This window comes from Nocardia xishanensis NBRC 101358 (assembly GCF_001613365.1).
In the GTDB taxonomy this organism is placed as follows: Bacteria; Actinomycetota; Actinomycetes; order Mycobacteriales; family Mycobacteriaceae; genus Nocardia; species Nocardia xishanensis.
In genome coordinates, this window is record NZ_BDCF01000010.1 from 1 (window position 1) to 23,422 (window position 23,422).

Annotated in this window: 18 protein-coding genes and 2 pseudogenes; 14 read left to right on the forward strand and 6 right to left on the reverse strand. The window is 67.0% G+C overall.

Annotated elements, in window-relative coordinates; genetic code table 11:
• The 10 genes and pseudogenes from sucB to NX1_RS10640 form a co-directional block, all read left to right on the forward strand.
• Positions 1 to 1,044, forward strand: a 1,044-nt coding sequence (gene sucB, locus NX1_RS10595) for a 2-oxoglutarate dehydrogenase, E2 component, dihydrolipoamide succinyltransferase (protein ID WP_068057180.1), incomplete at its 5' end; no start/stop codon positions are given.
• A gap of 22 nt (positions 1,045 to 1,066) precedes the next feature.
• Positions 1,067 to 1,975, forward strand: a complete 909-nt coding sequence (locus NX1_RS10600; RefSeq protein WP_068057181.1) for a TIGR01777 family oxidoreductase — start codon at positions 1,067 to 1,069, stop codon at positions 1,973 to 1,975.
• A 358-nt stretch (positions 1,976 to 2,333) separates the two neighbouring features.
• Entirely contained in the window at positions 2,334 to 2,870 is a 537-nt protein-coding gene (locus NX1_RS10605; protein ID WP_068057397.1) for a GNAT family N-acetyltransferase, read from the forward strand.
• Positions 2,871 to 2,951: 81 nt separating this feature from the next.
• Positions 2,952 to 3,653: pseudogene (gene lipB / locus NX1_RS10610) on the forward strand (lipoyl(octanoyl) transferase LipB); the annotation flags it as partial.
• Between the two features lie 191 nt (positions 3,654 to 3,844).
• On the forward strand, positions 3,845 to 4,885 hold the full coding sequence (lipA, locus tag NX1_RS10615) for a lipoyl synthase (RefSeq protein ID WP_068057183.1): 1,041 nt from the start codon (positions 3,845 to 3,847) through the stop codon (positions 4,883 to 4,885).
• Positions 4,886 to 4,919: 34 nt separating this feature from the next.
• Complete coding sequence (locus tag NX1_RS10620; protein WP_068057185.1) at positions 4,920 to 5,264, forward strand: hypothetical protein; 345 nt, start codon at positions 4,920 to 4,922, stop codon at positions 5,262 to 5,264.
• Positions 5,265 to 5,664: 400 nt separating this feature from the next.
• A complete protein-coding gene (locus NX1_RS10625) occupies positions 5,665 to 6,927 on the forward strand; it encodes a TIGR02679 family protein (RefSeq protein ID WP_068057187.1) in 1,263 nt (420 codons plus the stop codon).
• Positions 6,928 to 6,982: 55 nt separating this feature from the next.
• Positions 6,983 to 8,509 carry a TIGR02677 family protein gene (locus NX1_RS10630; protein ID WP_068057189.1) on the forward strand — a complete coding sequence of 509 codons (1,527 nt, stop codon included), beginning with the start codon at positions 6,983 to 6,985 and terminating at the stop codon, positions 8,507 to 8,509.
• A gap of 30 nt (positions 8,510 to 8,539) precedes the next feature.
• On the forward strand, positions 8,540 to 9,793 hold the full coding sequence (locus tag NX1_RS10635) for a TIGR02678 family protein (protein ID WP_068057191.1): 1,254 nt from the start codon (positions 8,540 to 8,542) through the stop codon (positions 9,791 to 9,793).
• Entirely contained in the window at positions 9,790 to 13,821 is a 4,032-nt protein-coding gene (locus NX1_RS10640) for a TIGR02680 family protein (protein WP_068057193.1), read from the forward strand. The genes NX1_RS10635 and NX1_RS10640 overlap by 4 nt, the downstream gene beginning before the upstream one ends.
• Positions 13,822 to 14,022: 201 nt before the next feature.
• Here NX1_RS10640 and NX1_RS35265 read toward each other — a convergent pair.
• The 5 genes and pseudogenes from NX1_RS35265 to NX1_RS10665 all read right to left on the reverse strand — a co-directional run.
• Positions 14,023 to 14,349, reverse strand: a pseudogene (locus NX1_RS35265) (NUDIX domain-containing protein); the annotation flags it as partial.
• Between the two features lie 219 nt (positions 14,350 to 14,568).
• Positions 14,569 to 16,482 (reverse strand): arginine--tRNA ligase, encoded by a 1,914-nt coding sequence (gene argS, locus NX1_RS10650; protein ID WP_245668429.1) that lies wholly within the window; start codon positions 16,480 to 16,482, stop codon positions 14,569 to 14,571.
• 15 nt (positions 16,483 to 16,497) lie between these two features.
• Positions 16,498 to 17,868, reverse strand: a complete 1,371-nt coding sequence (locus tag NX1_RS10655) for a serine/threonine-protein kinase (protein WP_245668436.1) — start codon at positions 17,866 to 17,868, stop codon at positions 16,498 to 16,500.
• A gap of 101 nt (positions 17,869 to 17,969) precedes the next feature.
• Positions 17,970 to 18,608 (reverse strand): restriction endonuclease subunit S domain-containing protein, encoded by a 639-nt coding sequence (locus NX1_RS10660; RefSeq protein ID WP_068057201.1) that lies wholly within the window; start codon positions 18,606 to 18,608, stop codon positions 17,970 to 17,972.
• Positions 18,605 to 20,596: an N-6 DNA methylase gene (locus NX1_RS10665; protein WP_068057203.1), complete on the reverse strand. Its 1,992-nt coding sequence runs from the start codon at positions 20,594 to 20,596 to the stop codon at positions 18,605 to 18,607. The genes NX1_RS10660 and NX1_RS10665 overlap by 4 nt, the downstream gene beginning before the upstream one ends.
• Before the next feature lie 314 nt (positions 20,597 to 20,910).
• Between NX1_RS10665 and NX1_RS10670 the strand changes: the two genes are divergently transcribed.
• The 4 genes from NX1_RS10670 to NX1_RS10685 are packed head-to-tail and all read left to right on the forward strand — an operon-like array spanning position 20,911 to position 23,173.
• The gene (locus NX1_RS10670) at positions 20,911 to 21,168 is read left to right on the forward strand and encodes a hypothetical protein (protein ID WP_218024100.1); all 258 of its coding nucleotides are present in this window, start codon (positions 20,911 to 20,913) and stop codon (positions 21,166 to 21,168) included.
• Between the two features lie 32 nt (positions 21,169 to 21,200).
• Complete coding sequence (locus NX1_RS10675; protein WP_068057207.1) at positions 21,201 to 21,560, forward strand: DUF732 domain-containing protein; 360 nt, start codon at positions 21,201 to 21,203, stop codon at positions 21,558 to 21,560.
• A gap of 26 nt (positions 21,561 to 21,586) precedes the next feature.
• Positions 21,587 to 21,901, forward strand: coding sequence for an Rv1352/Rv1906c domain-containing protein (locus tag NX1_RS10680; RefSeq protein ID WP_068057209.1), 315 nt, complete (start codon positions 21,587 to 21,589; stop codon positions 21,899 to 21,901).
• Positions 21,902 to 21,943: 42 nt separating this feature from the next.
• Entirely contained in the window at positions 21,944 to 23,173 is a 1,230-nt protein-coding gene (locus NX1_RS10685; RefSeq protein ID WP_218024101.1) for a DNA sulfur modification protein DndB, read from the forward strand.
• Here the strand turns inward: NX1_RS10685 and NX1_RS36130 are convergent.
• Positions 23,167 to 23,382, reverse strand: a complete 216-nt coding sequence (locus NX1_RS36130) for a hypothetical protein (protein ID WP_157119663.1) — start codon at positions 23,380 to 23,382, stop codon at positions 23,167 to 23,169. The two genes, NX1_RS10685 and NX1_RS36130, sit on opposite strands and share 7 nt — an antisense overlap.
• Positions 23,383 to 23,422: the final 40 nt, after the last annotated feature.

Below are 23,422 nucleotides of genomic sequence, written 5' to 3' on the forward strand. Positions count from 1 at the left end.
GCGGCCGCCGCTCCGGCTCCCGCGCCTGCTCCGGCTCCCGCCCCGGCCCCCAAGCCTGCTCCCGCCCCGGCCAAGGCTCCGGCCGCCGACGGCAACGGCGCGACACCGTACGTCACCCCGCTGGTGCGCAAGCTCGCCGAGGAGAACAACGTCGACCTGGCCACCCTGCAGGGTTCCGGCGTCGGCGGCCGCATCCGCAAGCAGGACGTGCTCGCCGCGGCCGAGGCCAAGAAGGCGCCCGCCCCCGCGCCCGCGGCCGCTCCGGCTGCCGCCGCACCCGCCAAGGCTCCGTCGGCTCCGGCCGCCGCGCAGCTGGCGCACCTGCGCGGAACCGTCCAGAAGGCCAACCGGATTCGGCAGATCACCGCAACCAAGACCCGCGAATCGCTGCAGACCACCGCGCAGTTGACCCAGGTCCACGAGGCCGACGTCACCAAGATCGCGGCGCTGCGCGCGCAGGCCAAGGGCGCGTTCAAGGAGCGCGAGGGCGTCAACCTGACGTTCCTGCCGTTCTTCGCCAAGGCGGTCGTCGAGGCGCTCGGCGTGCACCCGAACGTCAACGCCTCCTACGACGAGGGCACCAAGGAGATCACCTACCACGCCTCGGTGCACCTCGGCATCGCCGTCGACACCGAGCAGGGCCTGCTCTCCCCGGTCATCCACAACGCCAGCGACCTGTCGCTCGCCGGTCTGGCCCGCGCCATCGCCGACATCGCCCACCGGGCACGCAACGGCGGCCTGAAGCCGGACGAACTGGCCGGCGGCACCTTCACCATCACCAACATCGGCAGCCAGGGCGCGCTGTTCGACACCCCGATCCTGGTTCCGCCGCAGGCGGGCATGCTCGGCACCGGCGCGATCGTCAAGCGCCCGGTGGTGGTGACCGACGAGACCGGCAACGAGTCGATCGGCGTGCGCTCCATGTGCTACCTGCCGCTCACCTACGATCACCGCCTCATCGACGGCGCGGACGCCGGTCGCTTCCTGACCACGATCCGTCACCGCCTCGAAGAAGCCGCGTTCGAGGCCGATCTGGGTCTGTAACCCGGGGAAGGTTCGTCCCGCAATGAAGGTCGTGATCGCCGGTTCGTCCGGGCTGATCGGGACGGCGCTCGTCGCGGCCCTGCGCCGCGACGGGCACGAGGTGGCGCGGCTGGTGCGCCGTCCCGCCGCCGCACCGGACGAGTTCGTCTGGAATCCCGTCCGCGCCGAACTCGACGAGCGGGCGTTGCGCGGGGCCGACGCGGTGGTCAACCTGTGCGGGGCGAGCATCGGCAGGCGTCGCTGGAACGGCAGCTTCAAGCAGGAGCTGCGCGACAGCCGCATCACCCCGACCGACGTCCTCGCCAACAGGGTGGCCGCCGCGGGCGTGCCGGTGCTGGTCAACGCCAGCGGCGTGCACTACTACGGCGGCGCCACCGGCGACCGCGTGGTGGACGAATCCTCCCCCGCCGGTTCGGGTTTCCTCGCCACGCTGTGTCGTGACTGGGAAGCCGCGACCGGTCCCGCCAGTGCTGCGGGCGTGCGCACGGTGCTGATGCGCAGCGCCGTCGTGCTGTCCAAGCACGGCGGAATGCTCGGCATGCTGCATCCGCTGTATTCGCTCGGCCTCGGCGGGCGGCTCGGCACCGGCCGCCAATACACGCCGTGGATCTCGCTGGACGACGAGATCGGCGCGATCGTCTTCGCGCTCACCAACGACACCGTGTCCGGGCCGATCAACGCGGTCGGCCCGGCACCGGTCACCAACGCCGAATTCAACCGCGCCCTGGGTCTCGCGCTGCACCGCCCGACCCCGCTGGTGATGCCCGCGTTCGCGCTGCGCGCGCTCGTCGGTGAGTTCGCCGACGAGGCCATCCTGCGTGGGCCGAGGGCTATCCCGACGGCGCTCGAAGAGGCGGGCTATCCCTTCCGGCACCCCACGATCGGCTCCGCACTGGCAGCGACCATCGGGCGCGACGCCGACGACAGGTGAGCCGTTCCTCCACGTGACGTTGGTGGATCTCCACGTGGCGTTCCCAGAGTTGTGAGCGATTGACGCCAACCATGGGCAGCTCGCGACTATGGCCATTCGCTAGCCAGCCCGAACAGACGGCACTGCTAAGAACATGACGCGGCTCATTAGCTCGCTCCGCCCTCGGATGGGTGGCTGTCGCGCAACCGCCCACCCTTACCGGCCCGGACGCGCGGCCCACAGGTGACCGATCCCGCATTGCCGCGTCACCCGTGACGCGCGATGATCGAATTTCGAACACCGACCGAAAGCCGCGTCGGCGAACACCCCGCACAACGCGCAGATGCCGACCTCCTGCACCGAACCACGGAGAACCTCGTTGACCGCCACGGACACCCGCCACGCCACCGTCATCCGCGACGCGCGCGAAGGTGACCTGCCCGCGATCCTCGACATCCACAACGCCAACATCGCCACCTCCACCGCCATCTGGGACATCGACGAGGTCGGCATCGACGAGCGACAGACCTGGTTCCGCACCCGCACCGCCGAGGGCATGCCCGTCCTCGTCGCCGAGGTCGATGGCGAGGTCGCCGGGTACGCCAGCTACGGCCAGTGGCGGCCGAAGGTGGGCTACCGGTACTCCGTGGAGAACTCCGTCTACATCGCCGACCGCTTCCAGCGCCGCGGCCTGGCCAGCGCCCTGCTCACCGAATTGATCGACCGCGCAGGGCAATCCGGCCGAGTTCACGCCATGATCGCCGCCATCGAATCGGGCAACACCGGTTCGATCGCGCTACACGAGCGGTTCGGATTCATGGTGGTCGGCGAATTGCCGGAGGTCGGCCACAAATTCGGCCGCTGGATGGACCTGACGTTGATGCAGTTGAGGCTGCCGGTCGACCCGCGGGACTGACCCGGGCATGCCGCAACCGTGTGGCATCCACCACACCGGCCCTTTGCCGGCGGCGCGGTCACTGGGCGTACCGTCAACGACGTGAACGACACGCGCACCACTCGGTCCGCCCGCTTCGATCGCACCCCGATCGTTGTCGAGGACCTCGGGCTAATCGACTACCACTCCGCCTGGGACCTGCAGCGCACCATCGCCGCCGAACGCGCCGACGGCCTCGGCGCCGACCGGCTGCTGCTGCTCGAACACCCCTCCGTATACACCGCGGGCCGCCGCACCGAGGAGGAAGATCTGCCCGTCGACGGCAGCCCGGTGGTGCAGGTCGATCGCGGCGGGAAGATCACCTGGCACGGGCCCGGCCAACTCGTCGGCTACCCGATCGTCCGGCTCGCCGAGCCTGTCGACGTCGTCCAGTATGTGCGCCGCCTCGAGGAGGCGCTGATCTCGGTGTGCACCGACCTCGGCCTGGTGTGCGGCCGTGTCGAGGGCCGCTCCGGCGTCTGGCTGCCCGCCGACGACTGGAACCCCGAACGCAAGATCGCCGCCATCGGCGTGCGCGTGCAGCGCGGCGTTGCCCTGCACGGCATCTCATTGAACTGCAACTCCATGGACGGCTTCGGGGCCATCGTCCCCTGCGGTATCCGCGACGCGGGCGTCACCACGCTCACCCGCGAACTCGGGCGCGAGGTCACCGTCGCGGAGATCAAGCCGCTGGTCGCCGACGCGATCGTGCGCGCACTCGACGGCGAACTGCCGGTCAGCGATCACAACATCGGCCGTACCACGGCGCTGGTAGACGGCTCCGCGCATCCGGCCACCGCAGCCAAAGCCGCCGACGGAACTCCTGACGTGGCCGCGAAGGCCGTGGACATCACTGCCCCGGCGAGCGCCGTCGACAACGGCACGGCAATCACCAGCGCCGGCACTGTCCCGAGCACCCCGGCGACCGCCGAAACCCGAGGCGTAAGGTCGATGAAGTGACCTCAGTCGACACCCCGACACCGCACAACGCGTCCGCACCCAACGGCCGCAAACTCCTGCGCATCGAAGCCCGCAATGCGGAAACCCCCATCGAGCGCAAACCCAAGTGGATCCGCACCCGCGCCACCATGGGCCCCGAGTACACCGAACTCAAGGGCCTGGTGAAGCGCGAGGGTCTGCACACCGTGTGCGAAGAAGCGGGCTGCCCCAACATCTTCGAATGCTGGGAAGACCGCGAGGCCACCTTCCTCATCGGCGGCGAACAGTGCACCCGCCGCTGCGACTTCTGCCAGATCGACACCGGCAAACCCGCCGCCCTCGACCGCGACGAACCCCGCCGCGTCGCCGAAAGCGTCCAGGCCATGGGCCTGCGCTACTCCACCATCACCGGCGTCGCCCGCGACGACCTGGAAGACGGCGGCGCCTGGCTCTACGCCGAAACCGTCCGGGCTATCAAGGCTTTGAACCCCAACACCGGCGTGGAGCTGTTGATTCCGGACTTCAACGCCGACCCGGACCAGCTGGCCGAGGTCTTCTCCTCACGGCCGGAGGTCTTGGCGCACAACCTTGAAACGGTTCCGCGGATCTTCAAGCGCATTCGGCCTGCGTTCCGCTACGAGCGCTCCCTCGCGGTGCTCACTGCCGCGCGTGAGGCCGGGTTGGTCACCAAGTCCAACCTGATCCTCGGCATGGGAGAAACGCCGGAGGAAGTCACCCAAGCGATGCGCGACCTGAACGAGGCGGGCTGCGACATCCTCACGATCACCCAATACCTCCGCCCCTCCCCGCGCCACCACCCCGTGGACCGCTGGGTCAAGCCGGAGGAATTCGTGGAACACTCGCGCGTCGCCGAAGAAATCGGCTTCGCCGGCGTCATGGCGGGCCCCCTCGTCCGCTCCTCCTACCGAGCAGGCCGCCTCTACGCCCAGGCGATGACCCACCACGGCCGCGGAATCGCCCCCACCATGGCCCATCTCGCCGAAGAAGGCACGGCTTCCCAGGAAGCTTCCTCCGTCCTCGCCCGCTTCGGGAGCTGACGGCCGAGCAACGGCCTTTCCACACCGTGATCGCATGCAAGACAACGAGTTCATCGAACCGGAGCAATCCGAATTTCTGGAGACCTTCGGCGCCGATCGAGTTGCGATTTCGGGCGACGTAGCTTCATTTCTCGTAAAGATCGACGCCGACCCGGATAACACGATCGAGTTGACCTACGACGTCATCGCGCGATCCGTCCGGGTTCGTTGGCTACACAACGCGGCTGTAGTTGCCGACCTGTACAAAGAGCGGGTTGACCGCCTGAGCGTCGACAAACACGGCTCGATCGAGATCGCGAGCCGAGGAACGGATCTCGCAAGCAAGTTGACCATCGAGGTCTACCCCATTCGTATCTCCGAGGTGCAATTAGCGTTTTGAGGAGAGATCAGCTCCCGGCGCCGGTCTGCTTATGTCCACCGTGCATCTGGAGCTTCCTGCTCTGATCACCGAGCTGGCGCCGAGCCCTCTTCGTCAGCGGCACTGTCGAGGAGGCACCCGGCGGATACGTGAGTGCGCAATGGCGTGCTATCGCCCAAGCGTTGATCTCGGTCAACACCCCGCCGTTCGCGTTCGAAACCGGGCTGCTCATCCAACGCGATGACCTCGGCATGCTCGGTGATCAGCTTGATCGCACACGATACGTTGTCGTTGCGGCGGGCCTTTGCTTCTTCCCAGCCTGAGTCTCAACCGTTCCAACCCTTTCGGCCACGGACGGACTCCCATCACCGTTCTGGAAACCGCTGCCCACATCCGTCCGACTCGGAGGACAATGTCGGCCATGATCGATGCGGTCGAAGCCACCCGCGCGCCGGTGAGGAGTGCTGAGTCGAGTGCCGAACGGGCGATAGCTCGGCTTTCTCCGGATCTGTCGCCGCTGTGGGACGCGCTGTATCAACGCTTCTCGTCGGGTCGGGCGGTCCAGCGGGTGCGCGTAGGCCCCCTGACCGCCGCGCAGCAGGCCGCAGTGGCCGACCTACTCGGGCTCGCTCGTCTGCCCGGTGAGTACGCGACCGTGCATCTCGTCACCATCGACAGCGCGTTGCGCGAGATCGCGGGCTGTGACACCAGAACCGCGCTCGAATTCCGGACCGGGCCGATCCCGGACCGGTCTGCGCAACGGGCGGCCGCGATGGCGGAGCGAGATCTGTTGTGGGAGTGGCTCACAGACCATGACGTGGTGCGCGCCCAGCCCGCCCTGGCCATGTGGGCAGCGGCGATGCGGCGCAACGGTCTGATCGCGGGATCGGTGACGCGCACGAAGACCGAACTCGACCGCGCCTTGCGAGTCCTGCGCGAACTGCCCGGCACCGGAGTACAACTACCCGTGTTCGCGGCGAATGTGCTCGGCGATCCCCACGCGCTCGACGACGGCTCCCGCCTGCACACCATCGTCGTTCGCGCGCTGACCGCCCTCTACGACGCGCAACCTCCCGCCGACGCGGTCGGACTGCGGCGACTGTGGGCGCGCGCGGGCATCTCCGACGACGAACTGTCCTCGACGGTGCTGGCCGCCGGCCTGCCGACCACCCGCGGCGACGCCGCGGTCGGCCCCATCCTGCGGACCTGCGCCGGCTCCGGCCTCGCCGCAGTGCTCAGTCTGCAGCAACTGCGCACCGTCCGCCGAGATCCCGAGGTAGCCGAAATCGTCTGGGTTGTCGAGAATCCCAGCATTCTCGCGACGGCTCTGGCCCGATTCGGTCCGCACTGCCCGCCGATGGTGTGTATATCCGGCTGGCCGAGCAGCGCCGCCGCCGTCATGCTGGAGCTGTTGTCGAACGCGGGCGCGAAACTGCGCTATCACGGCGATTTCGATGGCGAAGGCCTACGCATCGCGGCCAACATCGTCGCCAGATTCGGCGCCCTCCCGTGGCGTATGACCAGCGAGGACTACCTCTCCGCCGTCGGCAGCGAAGGCCCGCCCGCGGGCCGGGTGACGCCCGTGCCCTGGGACACCGAGCTGTCCGACCACATCAGCCGATCCGGGATAGCGTTGCCGCAGGAGCGCGTCATCGATCGGCTGCTGGCCGACATAGCACCGTGAGCTGTCGGTCCCCGCGCTTATGGTTGCTGCTGACCGCCAGCCGAGGGGAGGTTACATGGATCCGATTCGGGTGCCACCCGAGATGTTCCGGTTCACCGCCGGAGATCGCGCGGGCCTGTATGTGTCCATCCTCCATGCCTTCGGCGAGGCCAACGAACGGATGGAAACCGCTCTCGGGATCGATGACGTCCGGTCCCGGCTGCGCACTGTCGGCTGGCTCGAAGCCATCGAGGACGACGACCTGACCCACGCTCTGGGGCAACTGCGCGACTGGAACCTCGTGGACGTCGTCCAGAACCACACCGAGAACTACCGCACCGCCGCCGAATACGAGCGCCGCAATCTGCAGTACTCACTGACCAAACAAGGTGAGGCGGCTTTCGCCGGAGTCGTGCACGCGATGACGGTCCTGGCTTCGACCGGCGCGTTGCAGACCGCGGTCCTCGACGCGATCGCCGACCGCCTTGCCGATCTGCTGCGAGAGCTGGAATCGGATTCGGATCGCCGAGTGTTCACCACACTCACCGAACTCGAGGCTCACCTCGAGGCGTTGCGCGGCAACACCAAACAGTTCAACGGCGAACTACAACGCCTGCTGCGCGACGAGGGCGTCGACCTCACGGTATTCCACGAGGTCAAGGCCGCCACCGTCGTCTACCTGCGCGAATTCCTCACCGATATCGAGCACCGCACCCAGGCCATCGCCGCGCGAATCCAGGCGGTGGAGGACCACGGCGTCACCCGTGTCCATCAGCGTGCTCTCCTCGGCGCCGATCTGCCCCGGCTCACGGGAACCGATCCGGCAGCGGCCTGGCTCGAGCAGCGCCGCGCACGCTGGGACGGACTGCGCGCCTGGTTCCTCCCGACAGACGGGGCGGCGCCACGCATCGACCAGCTCCGCGTCGTCGGACGCAAGGCGATCGTCTCCCTGTTGCAGGTGCTCGACCGGATCACCGAGTCGCGTCGTCGTTCCAGCAGCGCCGTATCGGACTTCCGCGAGCTGGCGCGCTGGTTCTCGATACTGTCCGACCAGGACGATCTGCACCGTCTGTGGTCGACGGTGTTCGGCCTCGGGTCGGCACGGCACGCGCACCTGGCGCACGCGGACCCCGAGCTGGTCGGCTACACCGAATCCTGGACCTCGGCGCCCGCCGTCGAAGTCTCACCGTTGCTCCGCGCCTCCGGCCGCACCGAACGCTACGGCCGCACCGGAGCGATTCCCGATGTCGCCGCGATCAGAGCCGAGCGCAAGGCACGCGCCGCGATCGAACGCGCGGAGCTGGAGGCGGCGTGGGACATGCTCGACACCGGTGGCGCCGTGCGGCTTTCGTCGTTCGGGAAGCTCGAGCACGGTGTGTTCGAGCGGCTGCTAGAGCTGCTCGGCCGTGCACTGGCCTGCGCCCCCGGTTCGGGCGGCGTGCGTCGCGGCAGCACGTCCGACGGTCGCGTCGAGATCGCGCTGCGCCCACCGTCGGATGGCGCGATCGCCGAATTGACGACCCCGCGTGGCGTCTTCCGCGGTCCCGACTACGTCGTCGAGATCGTCCGCGGCGGAGGCCTGCGGCGTGGGGTGTCCGCTTGAACGCCGGACCGGAAGAACGGGGGGCCGCGGATGAGTGACCTCACCAATCAAATGGTGATCGCCGAACGCACAGAGGTCGCCCGCGGCGTGCGGCACCTACTCGCCGCCCCGCTGATCGTGGAGCGCGACGCGCCGGAGGTGTTCGACATCGTCCGGCGGCGGCGCGATCCGATCGCCAAGTGGTTCGACTACTACTGCGGGTGGACGCTCATCGTGGAGCCACGCCTGGGATACGCCCGACTGGTGAAGGTGCGCGCGGCACTCGACCCGACGCGTCCGGCTCGCCGGATACGCTCCAGCCGAGCCGAATTCGACAGGCTGCGGTATGTCCTGCTGTGTGTCACCGCCGCCGAGCTCTTCGCGGCGCCGGTGACGACGATCGGCTTGCTGGCCGGCCGCGTGCGGGCAGCCACCGCCGAGGACCCACTGCTCCCGAGCTTCGACTCCGCCGCACGCGCCCACCGCATGGCGTTCGTGGACGTCCTGCGGCTGCTGGAGTCGTTCGGCGTCCTGCAGGTGATCGACGGCGTCACGGACTCCTACGTGGATTCCGATTCCGCGAAGGTTCTCTTCCGTGTCGACGCGACACTGTTGTTGCGGCTGCTCGCCGCGCCGACCGGACCGTCCCAGCTCGCCGTCTCGGCCTCGGAAGTGCCGCTGCGCGTGGACGAACTACTGGACGAACTGGTCCGGGAGCGCCGGTACGGGCCCGCGAGCTACCCCGGCAAACACACCGACACCTCCGGTATTTCGGAAACTCAGCGCAACCTGTGGTTGAGGCACAGTGTGTTCCGCCGTTTGATCGACGACCCGGTCGTCTATTTCGACGATCTCACCGCCGACGAACGCGCCTACCTGGCGTCCCCGACCGGCAGGCAACTCCTGCGCAGAGCCGCCGACCAGGGTGGTTTCGTGCTCGAAGAACGCGCCGAGGGAGTGCTGTTCGTCGATCCGGAAGCCATCTCCACCGACTCACGTTTCCCCGACGATGCCGCGACGGCGAAGGTCGCGGCGCTACTCCTGCTGGACACGATGTCCGGCCCCGCCACCGACGAGCAGCTGCGCCGCGCCGCCGCCGACCTGCTGACGAAGTTCCCGCGTTGGGCGCGCACCTACCAGGGTGAGGAAGGCGCCCGGCAACTGGTGGCCGATGCACTGATGGTCCTGAGATCGTTCGGACTCGTCCGCATCCATGCATCGGGCCTGGTCGTTCCCCTTCCCGCTGCCGCCCGCTACCGCGTCACCGGCATTCGCACGTCCCCAGCTTCCGAGGACCCCTCATGACCGTCACCACATTGCCGAACCTCGTACCGACCGCCGAACGGGAACCGCGATGGGTGCCCACCAGGGCAGGCATCGTGAATATCTGGCGTTACTACGACGAGATCCTCGAATTCCACGACGGCCGACTGCTGTTGCGCGGACCGAACGGCAGCGGCAAATCCAAGGCGCTCGAGTTGCTGTTGCCCTTCCTGTTCGATGCGAACCTGCGGGCGAACCGGCTGTCCACCTTCGGCACCAATGAGCGCACCATGCACTGGAACCTAATGGGGGAAGGCGCTTCCGGAGCCACTCGAGTCGGGTACGTGTGGCTGGAGTTCCGGTTCCCCGGCGAATCGGGCCGGTGGTTCACCTGCGGGGCGCGCCTGCAAGCGACCTCACGGACGACGACCGTGCACGCCGACTACTTCACCACCGCGCTGCGCGTCTCAGACCCGGACGCACCGGATTCCCTCGCACTGACCGACGCGAACCGCCCGCTGACCAAGGCGGCCCTCGCCGAGCGGCTCGGTGAGCAGGGGACGGTGCACGAGAATGCCACGGAATACCGGGCGGCGGTGCGCTCGACCCTGTTCCCGGCCATGGGAGCCGACCGCTACGACGCGCTGATCACCGCGTTGCTGCAACTGCGCACGCCCAAACTGTCGCAGCGGCTGGACCCGGCCCTGCTGTCGTCATTGCTGTCCAGCGCGCTGCCCCCGCTCGATCGAGACGAGATAGCCGACCTGGCAGAGGGATTCGAACGTCTCGACGCCCAACGCGAACGACTCGCCCGGCTGGGCGAGGAGGTGGCGGCCACCCGAAAGCTGGCACGCCAGCAACAAACCTACGCGCAGCGGGTATTGCGGTCCGCGGCCGCGACTCTCAGCGCGGCGACCACCGAGATGGACAAGCTGGCCGACGCCGCGAAGTCGTCCGCGGCCGAGTACGAGCGGATCGCGGCGCTCGAAATGGAAACCATTGAGCGCGTGGGGAACTCGGAAGCCGATCTCTCGATCGCCGAAGGCGAGCGCGAGGGATTGATCAAGTCGCCCGCTTACCAGAAGGGCCTCGAACTGGACGACCGTCGCCGCGAGACCGCGAAGGCGCGCCGATGGGCCGACGACGCCGAGGCGAAATCTGCCGAGCTGCTCAGCCGGGCCGAGCGGGATGGGGCGAAGCACGCCACGGCACTCCAGGCCGTCGACCAGTGGGAACGAGTGGTGGCCACCGCCGGAATCGAGGCCGGTCAGTCGGGTCGCCGCGCGGGTATGACCGGCATCCACGACGAGCTCGCCGCCGACCCCGGTTCCCGGCAGAGCCGGACACTGCTCAGCGCCGCCGTCCGCGCCAAGCGCGGCCAGGTCGACGACATGCTCAAGGTGCTCACGCGCCACGACAACGCCGTCGCGCGACGCACCGACGCAGAGACGGATCTCGACAAGGCTCGCGCCGCACTGCTCGCGGCCGAACACGAACACGCGGAGTCCGAGCGCGCATTCGAAACCGAACTCGGCACACTGCGCGAGGCCGTGTGGTCCTGGGCGGGCTCGTGTGACGCGCTGTCGTTCGACGACCCGGATACCATTTCCGATCTGGTCGAGGACCGGCCCGCGTTGGTCGAAGCGGCCAATCGCGCCGCGACCCTACGCCTGCAGGAGGTGACCCGGCAAGAGACCCTGCACCAGAACGAGATCGACGCCGTGACGGCGCTGCGAGACGCCTGTGCGGACGAGCGCGAACAGTTGGCCCTCGAACAGGACATCCCGCCGGAGCCACCGCGCTGGCGTACCGCCGACCGCGCGGGGCGAGCTGGCGCACCGCTGTGGCGGTTGATCGATTTCGCCGACGGTCTCGCGCCCCGAACCGCGGCGGGCGTGGAAGCCGCGTTGGAGTCCTGCGGACTGCTCGACGCATGGGTGGGGGCACGAGGCGAGGTGGCCGGCCACGATCTGTTCGCCGATCCGTCAGCGGTCGAACCTGTTTCCGGCCGCTCGCTCGCCGAGGTGCTGGTCCCGGTGCCCGGCGCGGACGTCGCGCCGGAGCAGGTGAACCGGTTGCTGTCGAGCATCGCGTTCGGCGAACGTCTTCCCGGAGAAGCGGTCGCCGCCGTCGGGGCAGACGGCGCCTGGCGCTTGGCCACCGCGACCGGCTCGTGGTCGAAGGATCACCCCGCCTTCATCGGGGCATCGACCCGAGCCAAGGCACGCGAGGCGCACATCCAGCGCTTGCTCGCCGAGATCGCCTCGCACGACCGCCGCCTCGACGAACTGCGCGAACAACTGGACCACTGCGCCGCCCACCGCGCACTCATCGAGTCCGAGCGAGCGAACCTGCCGGCGTTCACCGAGGTGGACGCGGCCGAGAAACAGCTCACCAGAACGGAATCGGCGCTGTCGACCGCCGACGCGCAGGTACGCGACCGCGCGGCCACACTCACCACCCGCGAAGTCGAGGTGCGCCAAACCCAGCACGCCTTGGCAGTCGCCGCCGCCGAGACCGGGTTACCCACCGACCGTCTCGCGCTGGGACTCGTCGTCGAGGCCATCGAGAATTTCGCCGGTCAGGCCGGTGCGTGGCTGGACTCTCACGCAGACCTGCGCGCCGCCCGAGGCACCGCGGACACGGCTCAGGCTCTCGCCGAACAGTCCGCGGCCGACGCCACCACCTACGCCAAGACCGCCGCCGCAGCTGAGGACGAATACCGCCGCGCCGCAGCCGAACTCGCGGCGATCGAGGAATCCGCCCGGCAGGACTACCAGGAGACGCTGACCCGGATCAATCAAGTGCGCGCACGAGTCCGCGCACTCAACGATTCGATCAAAACCGACCGCGCCACCCTGACCGACCTCGCGCACCGGCTCGGCAAACTCGATTCCCAGCGCGCCACCGACCTCGCGGCCCGCGACACCGCGATCGCGTCCCGTGACGAAGTCGCGCTGCGATTCCGCCACCTGGCCGGCGGCACCTTCCCCGAGGACGGCCGGTTCCCCGACCTGCCGAAATTCCGCGCGACCCTCACCGCATCCGAGGGCGTGCGGGCCGCGCTCGACGCCGCCAGGATGATCTCGGCGGCCTGGCCGACCATCCCCCATTCACCGACGAACATCAGCGAGGCGATGCGCAGACTCGCCGACTCGGTCCACGAATGCCGGACCGCCTTGAGCACCCGCGCCGACCTCGATCTCGAATCCGACGGCGAGGTCCAGGTATTCGCCGCGGTCATCGACGGTGTGCGCGTGGGTTGCGCCGAACTGCTGCGCATCATCGAAGACGAAGCCAAGCAAGCCGAGAACGAGATCACCGAACACGAACGCCGCCTGTTCGACCACACCCTCACCGGCGACACCCGCCGCCACCTGGCCGCCCGCATCCGGCAGGCCAACGAGCTGGTCGACGGCATGAACACCCGGCTCAAAATGGTGCGCACCGCGTCCAACGTCGCCGTCGAACTCGTCTGGCAAGTCGGCAAAGACCTGCCACCGGGCACCAAGGCCGCGCGCGAACTGCTGCTAAAGGACCCCGCGCGACTGACCGAGACCGACCGCGAATCCCTGCACCGATTCCTGCGCGAACGCATCGAAGCCGCCAAGGCCGCCGACACCGCCACCAGCTGGGAGCAACAACTCACCCAGGTCTTCGACTACACCAAATGGCATCAATTCATCGTCAAGGTCGACCGCGGCTCCGGTGACGGCTTCCAAGAGCTGACCAAGAAACTGCACGGCGCCCTGTCCGGCGGCGAGAAGGCCATAGCCCTGCACCTCCCCCTGTTCGCCGCGGTCGCCGCCCACTACCAATCCACCCCCAGCGCACCCCGCGTGATCATGCTCGATGAAGTCTTCGTGGGCGTGGATACCGCCAACCGCGGCCAGATCTTCGCGCTGCTGTCGGCTTTGGATCTGGACTTGGTGCTGACCTCGGACCACGAATGGTGCACGTATGCGGAGCTGAGCGGTATCGGGATACACCAGATCATCAGCGGGGATGGGCAGGACGCGGTGACTACGGCGAGGTTCACGTGGGATGGGGAGGAGCTGCTGCCGGTGTGAGCGCCAGCGGCTGCGGGAGGTAGCTGACACACACCACCGGGCGCGACGGAAGCACCATGCTTTACCAGCCGTAGACCGAAAGGAGTCGCCAGCCGCGATGCACTCCATTGCTGTGCGACAGTATCCAATCATGCGGTCGGGCAGCACATCCGTCGCGAACCATCCCAGCGCACTGCACTTTTCAGGCTCCAGGTTGGTTGGCTCCCCACGCCACGTGTGAACCATGAAGAAGAAGGCCATCCGCCCGCCCGACGACGAGTTGTGCATGATGTGGCGGAAGTGCACATCGTCCGCCGCGATGGTCACGCCGCACTCTTCCTCGGCCTCGCGGATCAGGGCGTCGACCACCGATTCGTCGGCTTCGAGATGGCCGCTCGGCAGGTGCCAGGCTCCGTCCTCGAAGCCGGTGTTCTGGCGCTGGCCCAACAGTACTTCGTTCCCGCGGCGCAGCAGCAGGTGAATGTCGCCAGTCACCTTGTGCCGCTGCGGTTTTGCTTGCTGAGTGATCCGGGTCGTCGTGTCGGTCATTGGTTGGTTTTGTCTCGTCTCGTCGCGATTGAACTGGTTGTTCAATACGTTGAACCCGTAAGCGCACCGAGCCTAGGTCCCTCGCCGGCGGTGCGATATCGAACCGGATTGGTCTGTGTCAATTGGCAGCCCGCATGCTGACCCGCGGTCCGCACCCAGGCCGGTGCCGACGAACGGTGACCCGGACGCCACACCAGCGGTGAGCGTCCGGCCACCATGTCACATCCGTTGCGGTGCGGCGATCCCCAACTGCCCCAAACCGAGTTCTAGAGTGCGAGCCGTCAACTGGCACAGTGCGATTCGATTGGAACGGATAGGCTCGTCGGCCGCGATGACTGGGCACGAGTCGTAGAAGCTGGTGTAAGCGCGGGCAAGATCGTAGAGATAGCCAGCCAGCCGGTGTGGCTCCAAGACTTCGGCGACCTCGCCGAGGACGGCTCCGTAGCCGTCGAGGGCCAAAGCGAGCTCCCGCTCCGCCGGTTCGAGAGGACCGAGAGTGTCGACCGTGGCTCGGGTCGCGGCACCGGCCTTGCGCAGGATCGAACACACCCGAGCGTGGGCGTATTGCAGGTAGACGCCGGTATTGCCGTTGAGCGAGGTCATCCGGCCAGCGTCGAAGGTGTAGTCCTTGACCCTGGAAGTAGACAGATCCGCGTACTTGACCGCACCGATACCCGCTTGCTCAGCGATAGTGTCGAGTTCCGCCGAAGTCAGGTCGGGGTTCTTCTCGGCGACAACCGCACGGACACGCGCGACGGCCTCGTCCAGCAGGTCCATCAACCGAACCGTTCCTCCAGCACGAGTTTTGAACGGCTTGCCGTCCGGCCCCAGGATGGTGCCATAGGCAACGTGGTCGACACCGATCGCGTCGGTGAGCCACCCCACTCGCCGTGCCGCTTCGAAGACCAGCTGAAAGTGCAATGCCTGACGCGAGTCGGTGACATACAGCAGCCGGTCGGCGTGCAGCGAGGCGATGCTGTACCGGATGGTAGCCAGATCAGTACTGTCGTAGCCGTAACCGCCGTCGCGTTTGCGGGCCATCAGCACGGCAGGCTGGTTGTCGGTGCCTTTGACCTGTTCGGACAGCACTACGATCGCGCCGTCGCTGTCGACCGCCACGCCCTTGTCGACGAGTTCGGTGACGGTGTCGGCCAACTGGTCGTTGTAGAACGACTCGCCGATGTAGTCATCGGGTGTCAGCAGGACACCGAGGCGGTCATAGATCGCACCGAACGCTTTCTCGGACTCGGCAACGATCTCCCGCCATCGTGCGACAGTTTCGGGGTCACCGGCTTGCAGGGCAACCACGCGGTTCCGCGCCCGGTCGGCGAAGGAAGGATCGGAGTCGAACTGCGCGCGGGCGGCCTTGTACAAGCTGTCCAGCGCAGACACCGAGCTGGTGTCGGAATCGAGTTCCTCTGTGTGCCAGGGCGATTCGGGGCGTTCATCGATGTATTGGATGAGCATGCCGAACTGGGTGCCCCAGTCGCCCAAGTGGTTCGCGCGGACGACATCAGCGCCGAGGAAGCCGAGGACCCTGGCCAGGCTGTCACCGATGATGGTGGTTCGCAGGTGGCCGACATGCATTTCTTTCGCCACGTTCGGGGCCGAGTAGTCGATGACCACCCGACGCCCGTCCTCCGTGGTCGGGACGCCGAGCCGAACGTCGGCCAGTCGCGCCGCGACTGTCTCCCACACGGCCGAGTCCGTCAGGGTGATGTTCAAGAAACCTGGGCCAGACACCTGCACATCAGCGATCACCCCGTCTGTGACATCAACATGGGTGGCAAGCTCGCCGCCGAGCTGGGCCGGCGGCATACCAACCCGCTTCGCCAACGGCAACGCGGCATTGGACTGGAAGTCCGCACGATCGGATCGTCGCACTACCGGGTCCGCATCCGCCGTTTCCGGACGGACTCGGGCGATCGCCTCCGACACAGCGGCAGCAACACGTCCGAGCAGCGGCACAACACCGGCAGAGCTCACCTTCGATTCCTTTCGATGATGATGGTGAACCGATTGTCGCAGGTGCATGATGTGATCTCGAGTGTCCCGAGCATAGAGACCACCAGCAACGCCAAAGCCAGCTCGGCTCGTGGCGGTCTCCCATGATATGCAGCCCGAACCGTTCAATGTGAGGCACGGACCTCAGTCGACTTCGATACTTCTGATCAACCTCGCCAGCTCGATGACGCGACGATCCTGCTCTCCGTACCGAACCGCCATCTGACTGTGCAGATGCTGGAGCCTCGCCACCGCAGCCTGGACATCACCGTTCTGCACATCGCAACTCGCCAACTGCCGCTGGCAGAACATGACCTGCTCGTCGTACGGCCCACGCTCCGTGGTGATGTCGTCGGCGAGGCTCCGGTATACCTCGGCAGCGCCGGAGTAGTCGCCGATTTCGAAGCGGAGGTGGGCGAGCTGCATCCGGGCTTCGACCACATCCGCATCGCGCGACCCGAACAGGGGAACTGCCAAGTCCACCATGGTCTCCAGCGCATGAAGTGCCGGATCGTACTGCGAGTCGTCCGCGAGATCGCGTGCGCGTTCGACTGCCCGGTGCAGATCGCCGCGACTGAAATCAGCAGTCACAGCGACCTCTTCGAACACGTCGGCGCGTCTGCTGTCAGCCGGAGCGGATGTGCGATCGGCCGCATCACCAGGTGACATCCCAGTCGCGCCAACGGCTTTGGCGTACATAAATGCCGGACCATGCAGATCACCGACTTCCGGCAGCGACCCTAGCTCGGTCGCGTACCTGAGCAGCACCGTATACACCGTGGCCGCATCCTCGGGTCGCTGGTCGGGCGACTTGGCGAGCATGCTCATGATGAGACCGGCCATTTCGGCGGGCATCTCGGGAAGTATTTCGCGAATATCGGGCGACGGCAGGTGGACTTGGTTCTGCCACACCGAATACGGCGTAGTACCGGTCATCACCCGATCTCCGGTGAGCAGCTCGTGCAGCACCAACCCGAGCGCGTAGAGATCGGTCTGCGGCACCACCGGTCGGCCCTCGACCTGCTCGGGTGCCATGAAAGCGGGCGTACCGAGCGTGTGCCCGGTACTGGTGTACCGGGTCATGTCGGTATCGAGGATGACAGCGAGGCCGAAGTCCAAAACCTTCACGGTCCCGTCGGCGCACAGCATGAGGTTCGACGGCTTCAGATCGCGGTGGTAGATCCGATTTCGGTGGGTCGCCGCAAGCACGGCCGCCGCTTGTGCTCCGAGCGTCGCGACCACTCCGATCGGCAGCGGCCCGCGCCGGTCCAGGAGCTCACCGAAGGTGATTCCTTCGATGAATTCCATCACCAGATAGGGCCGTTCCGGGTCGCCTGGAACCGTGCCCGCGTCGTGGATCACGGGCATCCCGGGATGACGCAGGCGCGCCATGAGTTCGGCCTCACGGAAGAAGCGCTTGGTCCAGTCCGGATCGCTGTCGAGGCCCGGTTGCGGGAACTTCACCGCGATCCGCCGTTTCAGGTGGCGATCGAATCCCTCATAGACCTGCCCCATTCCACCGGCGCCGATCTCCCTTATGAGTTCGTACCGATCTCCGACGACCTGCGGTTGCACCGCCGCTACCTCCGTGAGTCCCGATGGGCTGGCACGCCGAGCTAATCGGCTGGGCTGGGTCGCAGTGCCCCTGCCGCCAATCCCCCGATGCCCGCGCGCACCACTTGTTCGATGCTCGCACGTCGTCGCCACCAGGACGACTCGAGTTCGGTCAGCTGCTCGAAAGCTGCGCCGTAACAGCGTTGCTCAGCCAGCGGGACACGGGGGACCTCGACTTGGTACAGATCGAACGGAAGACCGTCAGCGACATCGACCGCGCTCCGCAGCACACACGCGAGAAATCGTGAATCGAACGTGTCGGGGTTCCCACGGACGAGGTGAATACCCGGCCCGAGCAGTACGCCGTCCTCGGCGCATACTCTGACCGCGGCACCGCTTCCGATGACGACCGCGACGTCGCCGGTACGCACCGTAACGGTGCCCGGAGCATCGGCCGCGCCCCATCTCGAAGGCGGCCGAACGAGGCGGATGTCCTTCGCCGACAGCATCGGAAGGTCACCACATCCGGACCTGATCACCGCTGGTGACTCGTGAACGGAGACCGCCCCGGCCTCGACCAAGTCCTCGAGCGAGACGGTGCCACGGGACGCGAGGTTCGGTAGCAGCGCGGGCGGCATCGGCATCGGCTGGTCGAGCAACGCGGCCCGCAACGTGGCGTAATCGTCCCAGCCGTCGGTCACCGTCGCACCTCTCCGACATCGATCGAGTCATCGGGCACAAGTGCCCCCGCCGTGAGTCCAGTAGTCATGAGTTCGGTGACGTCTTCGGCGGCAGCGAAAGCGCGGCCCGCGGTAGCTCGCAGCAGGAACAGCCGACGAAAGATGGCCCCATATCGTTGTTGCTCCGGTAATGAAAGCACCGGGACCCGAAGTCTGCTCGGGTCGAACCGAACGGTAGAGGTCCTTGTCGCGGAGACATTCTCGGCCCCGGTCAGAAAGCCCGCGACAAACCACGGGTCGAGCCGTTCGCCGTCGAGACGCAACGCGTGCACATGCGGACCCAACACCGCACCGGCGTCCTCCGTCCCCGCCACCCGCGCGGCGCGTCCTGCACTTCGATCACTGCGCACGGCCGGAAGCAGGACGTCCCCGGCTCGGACCTCCATCACATCGGACGGCCGCGCGGACGCCATCGTCCCCGACGCCGGGTTTCCGGTGGCCACATCGGGCGCCGTCAGCACCCGCCTCGTATCGGTGGGTTCGCCGTGATCCGCATCCGCTGGTCGCGCGCGGATCCACTCCAGTTGGCCGTGGGACGCCAGATCGGCGACCGTCACGAACCGCCACGATTTGCCAGCCGCCTCGGACCAGCCGGTGACCTCCGCGGCCAAGGACGTCAACTCCGACGCCGCGGCGGCGAGTCTGCTCATCGCGTCACCGACCTGATCGGAGACCGCCCCCGAGTCCAGCGACGATCGCACATATCGCACCGGAGTGAGATCGACCTCGTCGTCGAGCACGTCCACCAGTCGCGCCGCCGCGGCCACACCTGATGTCTCCGCTCGATCGGGCGCCCCGGCATCGAACGCCTGCCACATCTGAACAACGTTGTCGGCGACCAGCTCTCGGTCGATCCGTTCCTCACCCGATACATCCTGGGACAAAGTCGTGGTGTCGACGAAGAGCAGTGCGTCGGGCACCGCCGCTCCGGGCACCGGGCGACGCAGGATCCAGATCTGCAGTCCGATATGCCACGGCTGTGCCGCGCCCGGAGCCAGGCCGATCACCGCGCGCAATGCCCCGGTCCGCACCAGATTCGCCCGAATCTTACGGCCCGAGGATCGAGTAGCCACCGCCGGTGGAAGCAACAGCACCGCATAAGCTCCAGGATGTAGATGGGCAAGCGCGTGCTGAACCCAAGCGAGTTCCGGTTCGCCGCGCGGCGGCAGGCCGTAGTCCCACCGGGTGTCCAGCGCGAGCTCGCTGGAACCCCAATCCCGTTGACCGTAGGGCGGATTGCACAGCACCGCGTCGAACTGACGACCGGCAAATGCGTCAGCCACGAGACTGTCGCCCAGTCGTATATCGGCTTCGAGTGCGGCATCCGCCTCTATCATGAGCCGCGCGCGATCGACCTGAACCCGCGAAACGTCCTGACCGTGCAGCTCGGCGGCGCCGACCTCGGCGGCCGCCAACAAGAGGGAGCCACTCCCGCATGCGGGGTCCAGCACGGTGCCGACCGCCTGTTTCGTTGCCGACGACAGCGCCGCCATCAGTTTCGCGACTTCGACCGGCGTCGTGTACACACCGGTGACAGGAGTGCCCTCCATTGCGCGCTCCGCCAGGGTGTCGACCGCGATCCGAATGCCCTCCTTGCCGGCTGTCCGCGCGACCGACTCCGCCACTTGCGCCGCGAACACCGCGTTGTCTCCGTCCAGGCTTGGCGCGACCCAGCCGTCATCGGAGCGGTGCAAGACTTCCATGACCTGTCGAACGAGCTTGGGCTCACGAGATCGAACCAGCGTCCGGAGGTCGGTCGACGGTGATTCCGACACCTCCACCCCATGCTCGGACAACCACCCCTGCACCTGATGCAGGTCGAAGAGCGGACGCGCGTCGGTGCCTGCGATGGCTTGGGGAAAGTCGTCGTGCCTCCGGCGCCAGTTGCTGACCGTCGCGCGGGTGACACCTGCGAGCCGAGATATCTCAGCCGCACTCACCTCAGACATGCCCTCTCCTCTCTGTTCTCTCCAGGCCACCCTGGCCCAGCGATGAGCAAAAATCAATCTCCTAAATCGTTTGACATTGCTTTCAGTCGAACATACAGTCTTACATCATTCGAACGACGATTCGTCGAAACCAATCGCTCACGACGAGGAGTTGCCGTGACTACGGAATCCGAAGGACCACTCGACCTGTGGAAGACCGCGGAATCACCGGTCCAGCGCTCAGCGACGGCACCGGCCGACCCGGTCGCGCCGCGTCCGCTGCCGGTTCACCACACACAGGGACCGCACCCGACCCCGGCCGTGGAGCCCGAACGTTGACCCCCCACCCGCAGCCGGGACCGCACTACCCACAGCACCATCCGGCACAACCGCCGTACCCGCCGATGCCGTATCCGCAGCCGCCGCCGGTTCCACTGGTGAATGTGGTGCAGCACAACGCGAATCGCGGAACCGGCCCGATCGTGGTGCGCCCGGCTTTCCCGCACGGACTGCACTTGGTGCTCTCGCTCATCACCTGCGGTATGTGGCTGCCGATCTGGCTGATCCACTACCTCATTTCCGGCAACCGCTGACCCACTACACCGCACTACGAGGTATACGAAACATGCGTACCGTCTCGACCCTGCTCGCGATCGGCGCGACCGCTATCGCCCTCACCGCCGCGGCGCCCAACACGATGGCCGCGCCCGACACCGGTTCAGCGAGCGGCTCCAGCAGCGGATGTGGCCCGCGCAGCGACGCGGACCGGCTCTTCCTCCGCGAGTCGTATCACGACGAAGAGAGCTGCGAGGTCCAGGAAGCCGCGATTTGGCTCGCCCTGTCGGAATGCCGGTGGCTCGACGCACACGGCAACTCAGCGCACAACCAGATCGTGCTCGCGGAGGACACGAGCGACACCCTTCAGTACCCCTACATCTTCCTCGACGCCGCCATCGCGGCCTACTGCCCGCAACACCAGCTCTGAAGTCGTTCGAAGGAACCGGAAACACCATGTACCGCAGACTCTCCACCGTTCTCGCCGCCAGCGCCCTCAGCATCCTGGCAACCGGCATCGCCAACGCCGAACCCGCCGCCCGGCTCCACGAGGGCATGCAAGTGGTCGGCCAGGACGTCCAGGCCGGCCTCTACCACACGTCGGGCCCGCGCCCCGACGACTACGGCGCCTGCTTCATCGAATGGCTGCCTTACAAGGGAGCGAAGTCGTCGGAACTCATCGACATCGAGTCCTACACGGGCGCTTCGTACGTCCACCTCGACGACGGCGACGTCGTCGATGTCACCGGCTGCGTCTGGATCCACGAGTAGCTCGCGCTCGAATCACTCTCGACAAGAACAGGTAGATACACCGTGGTTGACAATCACATGGGACTGATGGAACACGACGGCCTGGACAAGGCCCTGACGGCGGCGTCGGCCGACGCCGCCGCGGCGGGAGCGCGGGTGTTCCCCTGCACCGTCTTTCGCCAAGGGCAGCGCACGATGATCTCCACCTCGTTCCCTTACTCCTTCCTGGCGCGCCAGGTCGTGTCGGAGTCCGTGGACAAGGGCGGAGACCCGGCGAACACGACCAACCGGCCGCTGCTCACCGATCACGTCAAGACGATCAACACCTACGTGCGGGAGAACCAGGACAACTACATCCTGCCGCCGGTCACCCTCAACGCCCGTGAGCTGCCCGCACTGCACATGTCGCGCGGCAACTTCAAGAACCGGCTCGGTTTCATGGTGATCGGCGACAACGTACGCTTCTACGTCACCGACGGCCAGCACCGCATCACCGCGATCAAGGGCCACGGCTCGGGACGCTCGGCGATTCCGGGGCTGGTCGACCTGGGCACCGGCTTCGAGGACGACAGTCTCGCCGTGCTGATCGTCGTCGAGGACGATCTCAAGCGCATCCATCAGGACTTCGCCGATGCCGCCCAGACCAAGCAGATCCCGGCTAGTCTCCTCGCGGTCTACAACACCCGCGAGCCCGTGAACGGTGTCCTGGCCGATCTGGTGGAGCAGACTCGATTCTTCCGCGGCCGCGTCGACGCCACGGCCAAGACCCTGCCGAAGGCGTCGCAGTCGGTGTTCCTGCTGAACCAGGTGCGCCAGTTCGTCAAGGAGCTGCTGTTCGCCGATTACGCGCTGGCCGAGGAGTCGGTGGCGCGCCAGAGTGCTCAGCTGCTCGGTGACAAGGCTGCGCGAGACGAGTTCGTGGCCGATGCGGTCGCGCTGATCGATGCTTTGTCCGCGCACATGGACCCGTGGCAAGAGATCTGTTCGCTGCCGACCACGGGCGGACCTGCCAACCAGGTCGCGGACTTCCGGCAGAAGTACATCAACATGACGGCGACCGGGCTGGTGGTCATCGGCCGTGTGGGCTACGAGATCCGTAAGAGCCCCGACTTGGCGTGGCGTGCCCACCAGTACAAGCGGCTGGCCACGGAGATCGACTGGCGTCGAAGCGCGAGCATCTGGCGCAACAACGTCGTCGTGTCCGACGACGGCAAGGTGTCCACCCAGCGAGCACCGGTACGCGAGGCAGTCGAGAAGGTAAGGGAGCAGCTGGGTCTGCGGCCCGGTCAATAGGCGCGCCTCGGCTCGGCGAGAAACAGAACCACGGATCGCGCCGATCCTCCTGTGAAGAACGGCACACAGCCTGCCGAACCCGCTTGGTTCGGCAGGTCGTCCGATGCATCGGTACCTTGCCCGAGCAGGCTAATGTTGCCTGCAACAGGTGGGGCCGTATCGGCGGTGAACTGCCCGATATGCACGTACCGCACGAGCGGTGCGGACATCGCACGGTCTGTCGCGTTCGCGGGGGATCAGGCGACGTTT

What these genes read in the sequence shown, in the direction of transcription:
- NX1_RS10600 (WP_068057181.1), top strand. Translation starts at nt 1,067, where the DNA reads ATGAAGGTCGTGATCGCCGGTTCGTCCGGGCTGATCGGGACGGCGCTC.
- NX1_RS10620 (WP_068057185.1), top strand. Translation starts at nt 4,920, where the DNA reads ATGCAAGACAACGAGTTCATCGAACCGGAGCAATCCGAATTTCTGGAG.
- NX1_RS10625 (WP_068057187.1), top strand. Translation starts at nt 5,665, where the DNA reads ATGATCGATGCGGTCGAAGCCACCCGCGCGCCGGTGAGGAGTGCTGAG.
- NX1_RS10630 (WP_068057189.1), top strand. Translation starts at nt 6,983, where the DNA reads ATGGATCCGATTCGGGTGCCACCCGAGATGTTCCGGTTCACCGCCGGA.
- NX1_RS10635 (WP_068057191.1), top strand. Translation starts at nt 8,540, where the DNA reads ATGAGTGACCTCACCAATCAAATGGTGATCGCCGAACGCACAGAGGTC.
- NX1_RS10640 (WP_068057193.1), top strand. Translation starts at nt 9,790, where the DNA reads ATGACCGTCACCACATTGCCGAACCTCGTACCGACCGCCGAACGGGAA.
- NX1_RS10655 (WP_245668436.1), bottom strand. Translation starts at nt 17,868, where the DNA reads ATGGGGCAGGTCTATGAGGGATTCGATCGCCACCTGAAACGGCGGATC.
- NX1_RS10665 (WP_068057203.1), bottom strand. Translation starts at nt 20,596, where the DNA reads ATGTCTGAGGTGAGTGCGGCTGAGATATCTCGGCTCGCAGGTGTCACC.
- NX1_RS10675 (WP_068057207.1), top strand. Translation starts at nt 21,201, where the DNA reads ATGCGTACCGTCTCGACCCTGCTCGCGATCGGCGCGACCGCTATCGCC.
- NX1_RS10680 (WP_068057209.1), top strand. Translation starts at nt 21,587, where the DNA reads ATGTACCGCAGACTCTCCACCGTTCTCGCCGCCAGCGCCCTCAGCATC.
- NX1_RS36130 (WP_157119663.1), bottom strand. Translation starts at nt 23,382, where the DNA reads ATGTCCGCACCGCTCGTGCGGTACGTGCATATCGGGCAGTTCACCGCC.